10 protein-coding genes are annotated in these 11,106 nt (G+C 53.6%); 1 reads left to right on the top strand and 9 read right to left on the bottom strand.

All coding sequences use genetic code 11. From position 1 onward, the window contains the following. Positions 1-12 precede the first annotated feature (12 nt). Positions 13-2,451, top strand: coding sequence for a hypothetical protein (locus tag BOP93_RS22160; RefSeq protein ID WP_237140379.1), 2,439 nt, complete (start codon positions 13-15; stop codon positions 2,449-2,451). Positions 2,452-2,790: 339 nt separating this feature from the next. Here BOP93_RS22160 and BOP93_RS22155 read toward each other — a convergent pair whose 3' ends face one another. The 9 genes from BOP93_RS22155 to BOP93_RS22115 all read right to left on the bottom strand — a co-directional run bounded on the left by BOP93_RS22155 (position 2,791) and on the right by BOP93_RS22115 (position 11,039). Continuing rightward, complete coding sequence (locus BOP93_RS22155; protein WP_237140378.1) at positions 2,791-3,000, bottom strand: hypothetical protein; 210 nt, start codon at positions 2,998-3,000, stop codon at positions 2,791-2,793. A gap of 63 nt (positions 3,001-3,063) precedes the next feature. Continuing rightward, the gene (locus tag BOP93_RS22150; protein ID WP_104504661.1) at positions 3,064-3,906 is read right to left on the bottom strand and encodes a chromosome segregation protein SMC; all 843 of its coding nucleotides are present in this window, start codon (positions 3,904-3,906) and stop codon (positions 3,064-3,066) included. A gap of 95 nt (positions 3,907-4,001) precedes the next feature. Beyond that, entirely contained in the window at positions 4,002-6,890 is a 2,889-nt protein-coding gene (locus tag BOP93_RS22145; protein WP_104504660.1) for a DUF927 domain-containing protein, read from the bottom strand. Further along, on the bottom strand, positions 6,887-7,159 hold the full coding sequence (locus tag BOP93_RS22140; RefSeq protein ID WP_104504659.1) for a DUF3077 domain-containing protein: 273 nt from the start codon (positions 7,157-7,159) through the stop codon (positions 6,887-6,889). The genes BOP93_RS22145 and BOP93_RS22140 overlap by 4 nt, the downstream gene beginning before the upstream one ends. After that, positions 7,156-7,440, bottom strand: coding sequence for a hypothetical protein (locus tag BOP93_RS22135; protein ID WP_104504658.1), 285 nt, complete (start codon positions 7,438-7,440; stop codon positions 7,156-7,158). Before BOP93_RS22135 ends, BOP93_RS22140 begins: the two co-directional genes overlap by 4 nt. Positions 7,441-7,967: 527 nt before the next feature. Then, entirely contained in the window at positions 7,968-8,273 is a 306-nt protein-coding gene (locus BOP93_RS22130) for a hypothetical protein (RefSeq protein ID WP_104504657.1), read from the bottom strand. Beyond that, positions 8,270-8,524, bottom strand: coding sequence for a helix-turn-helix transcriptional regulator (locus tag BOP93_RS22125; RefSeq protein ID WP_026078127.1), 255 nt, complete (start codon positions 8,522-8,524; stop codon positions 8,270-8,272). The genes BOP93_RS22130 and BOP93_RS22125 overlap by 4 nt, the downstream gene beginning before the upstream one ends. 82 nt (positions 8,525-8,606) lie before the next feature. Further along, complete coding sequence (locus BOP93_RS22120) at positions 8,607-9,551, bottom strand: hypothetical protein (protein ID WP_104504656.1); 945 nt, start codon at positions 9,549-9,551, stop codon at positions 8,607-8,609. Positions 9,552-9,797: 246 nt separating this feature from the next. Next, the gene (locus BOP93_RS22115; protein WP_104504655.1) at positions 9,798-11,039 is read right to left on the bottom strand and encodes a tyrosine-type recombinase/integrase; all 1,242 of its coding nucleotides are present in this window, start codon (positions 11,037-11,039) and stop codon (positions 9,798-9,800) included. Positions 11,040-11,106 lie beyond the last annotated feature (67 nt).

Here is an 11,106-nt window from a genome sequence, read left to right as displayed (position 1 = left end):
AAAGATCCGATAATGACTGCCGCACAAGCAGCAATCACGGACGAAAAGAGTTCGATTTGGGCAACATTAATAACTGATATAATCACTGTAGCCGCAGCCCTAGGCGCACTCGCACTTCCTATATCATTGAATGTTATCGAAACGACTAGGACGCGCTATAGAAGCCCTTCGCTATTAAAAATAACCTCCTCGCTGTCAGGGGTAGATGCCAAAAGGCTAAATCAACATCTATTTATGGTCCTGGGGGCTTCTCTTGTAGCTAAGTTTTTTATTTCAATTCGAGTGTTCGACTTGATTTCCTTGGTTCCGTATTTATTCGGGCTAATGGTCGGATTCTGTGTTGTGGTGTACCGGGTATACCAGCACCTAAAGTTTACCTATACGTTTATGTCTAATATAGAAGCAGTTCATGAGCGTATTTATCTAGATATTAACAAGTATGCAAAACGCAGTTTTTTGTTAGACGATGATAGACGTGGAGCAGTTGGTAGGGGGGTGCTCAAAATAAATAGCTTTTTCTCCAATCGAATAAAAATACAGGACAATATCGCTGCGCTTATGGAGCTTGAATCATATCTGCTCTGCGCAGACCCTATGAGAACTGATTTAGATAGCCGAGTCAGAACTATTTCCTACAAAGCGTTCAACAACCTAGAGAATAACGATGCAAATGAGTTCGTACGTCATTTGCTAGCTTCTCTTCCTTCGGTATTAGCGTCAGTTGAAGTATCTAGAGAGGTAGACGTTTATCAATCCGTCGCTGGCTTTTATTTAAATTTATCCATGGGTGCAATTCTCGCCAAAGAAGAATACCGATCACAGATTGGAGTAATTGAAAGAATCGCGAGATTCAGAGAGGAAAAGCTTCCTTCGTATGGTCGATTTTGCCGCAATGGTCGCTTATTTCTTAGCTTTGCTAACAAAGCTAAATCCGGCAATGAAGCCTATGCATACCTTCAAGCACACTTTAACTTGCTTATCGAAACATCCGCACGCGAGCAGCCGGAAAACATCCCGGAGTTGCTGAGAAATGTTCGTCAAGTAATACAATATAAGGGCAACTACAACAAAGGTGCCTGGGACCTTCCTGAGAGGGTTGAAGAATTGTGGGGATACTCACTGATGCCAGAGCTTGACAAGGATATCAGTGATACTTACGCTGGAAGATTAGCAGTAGACGAGCTTTATAAAAAAATAGAGAAAAAATACAAGCCCGAGATGCGAGCATATATCGACGAAAAGTTTGCAGACAAAATAGTAGCTAGAGAAAAACTTGATAAGATAGATGCGGCCTTAGAGGAGTGCTGGCACGGTATAGAACTGAATAGATTTTCTAGCGAAATAGAAACAGAAACCCTTAGGGTTTTAGCCACCTTATTATCAACTCACCCAGAGATATTCGTAGAGTGCAGGGAGTTACGAAACCCAGCAGGATCGCAATCATTCAATGTGGGGCACTCACCAGTTCCAACCTCAATGAGCGAGTGCGTCGCGGCATTTCTATCCGCGAAGAATTTCTCTGACTTTTATCCAGTTCGCAATGAACTCCAAGAATATAAAATAGTAGATGCAATAGGTGCACTCATAGCTTATGAGCTTTGGAATACTTTTATATTGCGTGCAAGTGGAGCCACGATCAAGCCTGAGATGTCTATTCCGGTGATGCCAAGTTGCCAGCTTAGAGAATTAAAAGCTGCCGCGCAAAGGATCCCCCTACTTCAAATATCACTTCTAAAAGCATTAGCCAATACTCGATTTATAGACCGGTTAGGGATTTTGTCGGAGCAGGCGTTAGCTTTGCGCGAATATGCTTGCGAATTTTGCGAGCTTCTGAGTGGGGCAGTCATAGAGAATACGAAAAATCTGATTGCAAATCAAAAGCTGGATGTTGCATCTCTAGAACGATTCAAGTGCGAAGTTACTGAGGCCTTTGGGGCGTCTGTAAAGAAATATGATTTATTCAAAAGAGTCACACTGGGTGAAGTGTCGCCTATAGTTTCAAATATTAGTCTCCCTCGCGAAGCGTTTCTTTCGGGGAACGATACTTATTACGTTTTCGATACATACGGATTCAATTTTGCTCAAGAGATTCACCACTGGCTAAATGCTCAAATACTATTCCGCAGTCAACTGACTGGAAACGCTGAAATCACATTACCTACTCGCAAAGCTGAATGGATGATTTGCTCTTCTAACGCGCTGAAAAAATTTCAAGCAGCCGGATTTACAACCTCTGGTCGAAAACTTATATGGCCTGACGGGAGGGGGAGTATGAAATTCATTGAGATTAATTGCGATGGTTGTGGATATTACTTGGTTTTCTCTGGTGAGAGTCTGGTTAAAGTTTGCTATGTTCATCGTGAAAGTGCACTGCCAATTAGCATTAGCTTTGCCGATAATGGTGAGTTCGTCGACTTTAAGATTGAATATTATGTTGGTGTTCGGCAATGAGGTGTATTGAATTATCCCATGTTTAGTGACGTGCTCCAGTGACCAGTTTTGGCCGATGCTGTTGAAAAAGTCGGAAGTGGTTCTCAGGGCAAAAAAGTAAGCGCATGAAATTGAAATCTTAAATGGCTGCTCAGGCATTCGACACAGATTTCACGTGGCCGCGCGAAAGTAGGCTACTTCACCGGTCAGCTTCCGGGCAATTCGAGAGAACCGACTGTTTCAATAGAATCGGCCGAAAGCATAAGCCCTCGGCCGCCAAAGATCAGAAAAAAGGTTGAGTCCATTATTTGTAATGGAGGACCTAGCGAAGCGGAAGCAGCTTAAGCTTTCACTTCTTCATCATCCGTCCTTTCTTTTGAGCTGAAGGTCTATGAAATCAAGCTCTGCCTTGATTGCATCATTCGTGAGCGTTTCGACTTTAGTGTTTTTGTTTGCTGCTTCGTTGAGCTTTCTCATATCGGCTATGGCGGCCATTATCCCGTTCAAATGGAGCTTTCGGGCCTTTAGGTAATCAGGCATCTGTGCGCTGTTCTGTGGTGGTTTGTTCATGGTTGGACCAATGGTAGGCCCGAGGCAATCGGCTTCCGCCGGTTGCCTCGGGGAAGGTTTGGGTTAGGCTGCCAATAGGTCAAGCAAGCTGTGTTGGCGCGAGCGATCTACGAGTTCTCGCCAAGTCCAGCTTCCAAAGTGCTCGCCCTGTTCAGGGATCTCCAGCTTCATCAGTGCAACCGGGTCACGACTAATCAGGTTGCGTGCTGCCCACAGCTTGCCGCCGGTCTCCAGCAGTGTTTTCGCGGCCTCATTCCATTGTTCTTCCAGCACAGTGTTCGCCAAGTGAGCCGCTTTATTCTCGATCTCGGTGCGTTCCTTCTGTGCCTCTGTGATGTGCAGATCAATCGTCACCAGCTCTTGTTCCAGGGCGGTGATAAGCAGTTGTTGACGGCGGTGATGCTCAACCGCGGCGGTTAGGTTCTTTGCTGCCTTTTGAGCTTCTGCGTTAGCTGCTTTCTCGCCCTCCACATCGCCCCAGGCGACGGCCTGCGCATAAGCGGTGGCAGCGTCCGTTTCAGCTTGTCGGGCCTTTGCCATGTCTTCCTGATCGTTTTGACGGACCTGCTGCAACCGGGTCTCGATGCTGCTGCGCTTTTCGTTGAGTTCCATCTCGTCAGCTTTCCAGTTCGCCATATCGCTGAGATAGCCCGCAGCCAAGCTCTCACGGTTCGCCAATGTCTCAAGGCGATCAATCTTCTGGTTCAGTTTGCTGATCTCGAGGTTTCGCGAGTCGATGCGTCTTTTGTGATCGTTGATTTCATCCTGCACGGCCCGTTGACGGCCCTGCTGGATGACCTCTGGGCTTTCCAGCGCCTCTTCGAAGGGAGCCAGGTCGCGCTGTATGCTCTCCATTTCGAGGGTCAGTGTGTCGCGGCGGTCTTTCAGTTCTTGGATAGTGTTCATCTGTATTGTCTCTGAGCATTACGTTTGATAGGAGTGGTTGAACGGCTGGCGAGGCCGGGAATGAGCCGGCGCTACCTCGATCAGCAGGCCTGTCGTCAGGCGGCCTTGGCCTCGCCTTCATCCGTTCCAGGGACTGTCTTCACCACATAGCAGCGTTGAGGTCCTAACCCGGGCAGGCGAATCAAGCTGTACGCCTTTCCATCACTTCCCGGCTCGAGCACGCCCCGTTGCAGCAGCTCCTTGTTCACCGCACTGATATTCATGCCCTTGAAGATCTCGGCCCTCCAGGCTTCAGGCAGCACGTAGTAGGTGTTGGTGGTGTGCAGGGCGTCGCCCATGCCGTGTTCCAGGGTCTTGCGAAAGCCCAACCGATCAATCGTGCGTGGGCCGTGCTCATCGATTTTGGCGGCGGCGGATTCCCATCGGGTGAAGCGGCTTTCTCCAAATCGCTCGATGACCTGGCGTAGCCGCGCCAAGATCGCATCACCCTCGAAGTTACCGGCGCCGCCACGTTCGGCCAGCCACGCATGCAGACACACCCGTGCGGCGGTCGTGGCTGTGCCGTCCGGCCAGCCCGTGACGCCGAAGGCGGTGGCCAACTCTCCGGCCGCTGCTGCGAGACCGAAGCGAAGGGCGGCACGTTGCGCCTGACCACTGGCCGAAGCGGGCAGGTTTTGGGTGATAAACTGCTCCACCGTGCGACGAACGATCACCGACCATCTGAGCATTTCCCCAGGCGCGCACAGTGCGTGCAGGAAGGCGGTGAGTGGTGTGCCGTAGTATTTGGCTACACGCGCCTTGAGCGCATCGGAGAGGGCAGCAGCGTCCTCAAAACCGTTCAGCACATCGAACATGCCGAGCCCCTTGCTCGCGTCCGCAGGCACGGCGAGCATGCGTACCTCCATACCGGCTTTCAGCTCCTTGTTAGCATCCGCCATGTGCTGCGCCAACGTCTTCTCGCCGGTCGAGAGAAACAGCAAGCGCCACTCCTGCACCTGTCGGCCCGCTTGCCCTCGATCATTCGCCCGGGCTTTGCCGGTGCCATTGCCGAGCATGTAAACCGTCTCCCCGATAATGCGCGGGTCGCACATGCCGATTTCATCCAGCACCAGGAGGCCGTCTGAGTGTGCAGCGGCGATGGACTCTAGGGCGTTGTCTGTTGAACGCCACGAACGCACCAGTCGCGGCCCGCCATAAACCGAGGCAGCGACTTGTAGGTGAGTGGTCTTGCCACCGGAGCTGTCGCCGTAGAGGTGGAAGCCGCCTGACTCATGCCCCAGCAGGTTCAGCAGAGGCCCTGCAAAGGCCACAGAGACGACAAACGCCAAGCGATGGTTACCAACGCACAGCGCGCCGATTTGCTGTTGCCATTGCTCCAAAGAGCCCGCCTCGCTGATCGGTGGCAACTGCGCACCGGCTTCATAAAAATGCAGGTGTTCGGCATGTGAACCGATTTGTTGTTCGGGCAAAAGGAAGGCGTTGTCGTGCCAACCCAAGCGCGTCACCAAGCGTGCGCGCTGGGCACTGTCGAAGCCGCCGAGATAACTCTGCAGATCATTGCGTGCGTTACGCCCAGATCGGCTTCCTGCAAGGCGCAAACCCATATCTACCAGTGGACCGAGTACGTCTTTGCCGAAGTCGCCGGTCATGGTCCTGGCTGGAATGTTCCAGCGTTTTTTGGCGCCGTCCGGGTCGTCGAATTCGACCAATAAGCCCCAGTTGTGGCCCTTGTCGTCGCGAGTGCGTGCGATGATTTCGAGAGGCGAGCACACGGGACGCGCCTCGCCATCATCGCCGGAATAAAACACCCCTTCAGTCGTCAGGCGAAAGCCGCCTGGCAACAGATCATTTTTCGATTTCGCAGGACGTTTTGCAGGTGTCTTAGCTTTCGGTTCTTGGGGCTCAGTGGGCTCAGCGACAGCGCCGAAAAACTCACCGTTGCGCACCAGCTCGGCGATGTGGCCAGCGGTCCAGCCTTTGGCTAGCGCATCCGCTGCATCGTCGCCGTCTGCCCATTGTCCACCCTTGATGAGCGTCGGCTTGCCGCCTTTGCTGCTCGGCTTGAGCTTGAATACGTCGAGCGAGATCCGTTGTACTGAGGCGGCGCCCAGCTCAATCAGCTTGAGTTCGATGGCGTCCATGCAGGTCTTGCCGCTGGCATCGTTATCCGGCCACAGCACCACCGTGCGCCCTTTGAGTGGCGTCAGGTCGGCCTTGTGCCAAGAGTTGGAACCGTTCGGCCAGCACGTGGCGACGTGATCGGGCATCAGTTCAGCGGCAGCATCAGCGGCCTTTTCACCTTCACACAACACCACAGGCGCATCGGCCCGCTGTGCCAGTTCATCCAGGAGCAGCAATGGCCGAGGTTCCGACAACCCTTGCCAGCGCCATTGTGTGGCTTGCCCATCGGAGCGCTTGCACCAGGTCAGCGGTGCAAAGACCTTCCTCGGTTTGCCGTCTTCATCGGTGTCCAGGTCGAAGCGATACAGCGCCATGACCGGCTGGCCTTGCGCATCCCGATAGATCCACACCTTGGACGGAGCACCGTGTTGCCGGTGTTTGGTTGGACACTTGTTCATGGCCTCGGCCGGGATCGGCTGGATCGCAATCCACTCCGGCGCTGCAGGCTTGGCCGGTGTGCTTTTAGCGTTCGCCGAACCGGCGGAAACGTTGAGCAGGTCCGCCAGCTTTTTGCAGGCATCAACGTCGGTGCCGCCGTCGATGTAGCGCACCAGGTCGATCAGGTCGCCGCCCTTATCGCCGGTGGCAAAATCCGCCCAGGTGCCTTTGCTCAAGTTGACCTTGAGTGAGCCTGCGCGTTTGTCCGTGCGTGTGGGGTTTGGTGCTGTGTATTCCTTTCCACCGTCGACGCGTTTCCCGTTCGGCAGCCAGTGAGTAAGGACGCGGTCGATGTTCTTCAGGGTGGCGCTTTTTACGTCGGAAAAACTCGGACGTTTTGAGTTGTTGTCAGTGCGCGGAGTCATGGTGTGGTCCTCGACTCAAGCAACGCCTCGTTCACGTCGTCGATCAGCGCTTTGGCCATCTCGCCGAGGTAGAACGCAGGCCAACTAAAGCGCTCGCCCGCATCGCTGATGGCGGAGTCGAGGATCAGTTGATTGGCGTGGTGCAGAATCTGGGAGACAGCTTCCAGTGCGTCCTCCAGAGGGATTCCGGCATTCACCCGAAACAGGTTTTGGCCGTTACCGTTGGCGGGGGAGAACTCGGAGCGTCCAAGCGTGCTGGAGTGGGTCACAGCGAACCGCCTTTCTGGCCCATCGGCACAGAGGAGGCATCACCGTACATGGTGAGTGTTTTGATCAAACCCAAGGTGCCGCGCACGTCCCAAATAACAGAGGACAGCACGTGGTTGGAGAGCAGAGGTTTATCCCCGTCTAAGTGGTCTTCCAGCAACATGAGAACGGAGTCGGCCCGGTCGAGCGCACAGGTGATCGCGTCGATAGGCAGACCGGCTTCGGCGTCTGGGCTAACGCAGAGTAGGTCCTCGGGGAGTGCGAATCCTGGGAGCATGCTCATTGGACACCCCCTGCGGCTTCCAGGGCGCGAGCCTTGGACATATGGGCGTTGTAACGAGAAAGGCGTGTAGCGAGGCTGGAGTTGGCATGTAAAGCGGCGAGAGCCATTGCTCGATGAGCAGCGGCGCGAATTTTGGACGGATTGAGGGCAGGCATAGGTGACACTCCAAGTTTGAAGATGGAGCTGCCACTGATCGTCGCCAAACGAATTAGGGTGGCAGCTGTGCGCAGGTTGGCGAACCGGGAACTTGGAACCCGGCAGACCCGAAGGTCTCCCACGCACAGCTGCCATAACACGAAACGGCAGGCACAAAAAAAGCGCCTGCAGTCGGATGGGGCGCCTGTGCGCCAAGTAACTCGGGTCGCCAAACCCGGTCGCTGAATTTGCAGCGACGAGCAAAGAGTAACGTCCGTTTTTTGAAAGTGCAACTGTGCAGATGGCTTGCGGATTTTTTCGGTGGGGCATAAATTGATCAGGCATGTAGATTTACCTCAACGCCTCCGGTTGCCGCCGGGGGCGTTTTCATTTCAGGCATGGACTTCCCAGCGCAGGGAAACAAAGGGCAAGAAGTCGCCATCGAGACGGGCGCGTGCATCTTCGTAGGCTTCGACCTGTTGGCCTTCGTCAACTATGATTGCTCGGGGGGCTTGGCAGGGAACCGACAATGCGCACCAGGTTCCATCTGCCCATCGCATCACCATCACGTCTCGGTTAATGCGTTTTTGCTCAGTACGGTAGCGCTCGAAACGCTGCATACCTCGTGATGAGAAACCCACATTTCTGAGTACAGAGAAGGGCTGCAAAATGGCCTTATTGGCGACACGATTTTTCATGCTGCCACCTGATCGCGGGCAGCGATGCGTGCGCGTGTCCATGCCTGAACTTCCCCCAATACCCACGCAACCGGAGCGCTTCGGGCATTGCTGTTACTCAGCTTCACCGGCAATGGGAATCCGCTTTCAGGTTGACGCATCAGCTTGTAGATAGTCGGGCGTGCGAGCCCTACGATTGAAATGACCTCGGGCATGCGGATGAGCGTCATGGAGGGATCGTGCGAGGGAATTGCTTTTAATACGGTAGTCATAGCGAGCTAACCCTTTGTTAATTGAGACAACGGGTCATACGCTACGCAGGGGAGGAAGAGTGGACTGTGTCCGCTCCCTTTTTTATTTCAGAGGTCTAAGGCCCAGAGCGGTCAAATGCTCTCTAATGGTTTTTTTTGTGCCGTGGCTCTTCCGTTCGGAAAGAATATTGGTCAGTTCAGCATCGGACAGGCTTCGCTTTTCAATTTTCCGACCATTAATGATTTGCTCGGCAGCAGCCTTGATTTTTGCTCGTCTATCCATTGTGTCGGTCTGTATTTTTGAGCTGGGATCACGGTTCCCCTTGCCGGCTTCCTGGCCTCGTCTCGTCGCCTTTGTTGAAAAGGCGTCGTCGAGAATTCGATGCATCAGGCTTGATGTGTTGAAGCCTTTTTTAAACACATCCATCTGCTCCACTTGACGATAAAGGCTCGCCATCAACAAAGCCTGGTTCGCCTCACCTAACAACGTAGCGAAGTCTTCTCGTGCTCGGATTTCGTTTCCGCTACTACGGTCCCGCTCTTTTTCGATCAGTGCAAGGTACTGGCGGGGTGAGTCATGTCTCAGTTGCTCTATCAGGTCTGCATCAATGTCGTAGGTCGCGAGTTCAAGGTCGAATAGCCAATTTGCGAGCGTCTCAACGGCCTGCGTTCCAAGTACCAGGGCGTAGGTAGCCACGAGCTGTGAGTCTGCTGCGGAACGGCTGACCCGAAGGAGCCCTCGAATCACGCTTGGCAACGAGCCTGCTTCCGCAGAGTCGGCATGGTCGTAGATGGCATCACGTAAGGAGTAAAGGGTTCGTGTGATCGATTCTGCACCTGGGGAGTAGGAACCCTCCTCAAGCCAGAACGATGTGGCTGTGTTGATCAGATCGAAGGCACTTTTGAAGTGTTCGTTGAACTGCGGAAACAGCGCAAGACTGCGAACGGCTGCCTCGACATCGTCCTGATCCCACACCAGGCACGTTACGTCGAAACCTGCGATTTCGAGTTCGAGCTCTTCTGCCTCGATGCCCCGCTCAAAGTCCATTTAGATCTCCCCGCCGCCCCGAAGCCGATAGGCTGTTACAGCGATTTGCAGGCGGAGACGCCGATGCCAGCAGGGTTGAGGGCGTGGCTTTTCTGTAACACGACTGCTTGATGTAACACGTGGCGTTCAGAAGCTTTGCAGTGCGTGTAACGCTAAATATATTCAATAAATACAATGGGTTATTGGTGGGCGTAACACGCGTAACACCCGTAACACCATTTTTGAAGGGGTATAGGGTTGACGGCTTCACACGGCCTTTCCAAATTGACCTTGCACTACATTTCCGGCCTCTAGGGAATCAAGGTGATCGGCGTACCATTGCATCATTTTTACGCGTTGCTCAAAGTATTGGGCCTTATTGTATACCCCCGAGATGCCTTCCTCTTTGTGAGCCAACTGCGCTTCAACATGTTCCTTCGGCCAGCCATGTTCTCGAAGTAACGTGCTCGCGGTGTGTCGAGTGCCGTGTCCTACTAGACGCCCTTTGTAGCCGATGGTAGCGAAGACTTTGTTGATTGTGTTTTCGCTGATGGTTGGGTTCTTTGCTCCGACGCCGGGGAAAAGCCAGCGACTCCGTCCCGTTAAACAGTGCAGGTCCCTCAGTGCTGTAACGGCTTGGTGGGGAAGGGGGCATACAAAATCCCGGCGCATCTTCATCTTGGCAGCAGGCGCCGTCCAAATGGCCTTCTCAAGGTCGAACTCTTTCCATTCAGCCAAGCGGACCATGCCTGGGCGGGATGCCGTCCAGATACAAAGCCATGCGGCGGTACGTGCAGTCAGTCTGCTCGGAGTGTTTTTGAGTGCTTGGAGAAACTCAGCGAGTTCAGGCTCCAGCAAGTGTGGATGCTGCTGAGTCTTGGGCGCCTGGGCGGCAATGTCGCGAAGGCGGCTGCCCGGATCGTTTTCGGTGAGTCCTAAACCAATTGCTCGGCCGAAGATTTGGTTGATCCAGGTGCGGCACTTTTCTGCCACGTTGTGAGCGTCTCTAGCTTCGAGGGATGCCTGGAGATCTGCACAGTCGGTGCGGGTGATTTCGTCGAGGGGCTTATCTCCCAATGCCGGGAGTATGTCCTTGTCGAGGTAGGTGCGGATTTTGTGAAGGGTAGAGGTTGCGAGGCCCTTTTCTTCTTTGGCCTTGAGCCAAGCTTCAGCAGCAGCTCGAAACGTTCGAGCCTTGGCCGCATCGATTGCAGCTTTAGCGGATCGTTTCTGCTCAAGGGGATCAGCGCCGCTACTCACCACTTTGCGTAGATCGGCAGCTTTCTCTCTTGCCAGCGCACCACTGACCTCTGGGTAACCCCCGAGCCCCATCCAAGCCCAATTGCCCGCCGGACGTTTGTAGCGTAGCTGCCAGGATTTACCACCATCAGGTTTGACCCTGAAGTAGAGGCCGTTTCCGTCTAGCTCCCGGTATTCTTTTGACTCCGGCTCCAGCCCTGCAAGCGTCGTGTCTGCGAGAGGGCGGCGCTTGATATCTGCGCGCTTCATCCTTGTATCCCAAAGTTCGGTATTTTTCTCAGGATACAAGCAGGGATACAGGGATACAACGGATAAG

It is taken from the genome of Pseudomonas orientalis, assembly GCF_002934065.1.
In the GTDB taxonomy this organism is placed as follows: domain Bacteria; phylum Pseudomonadota; class Gammaproteobacteria; order Pseudomonadales; family Pseudomonadaceae; genus Aquipseudomonas; species Aquipseudomonas orientalis_A.
The sequence above is the reverse complement of the archived record's forward strand: the minus strand, read 5'-3'. Positions and strand labels throughout refer to the sequence as shown.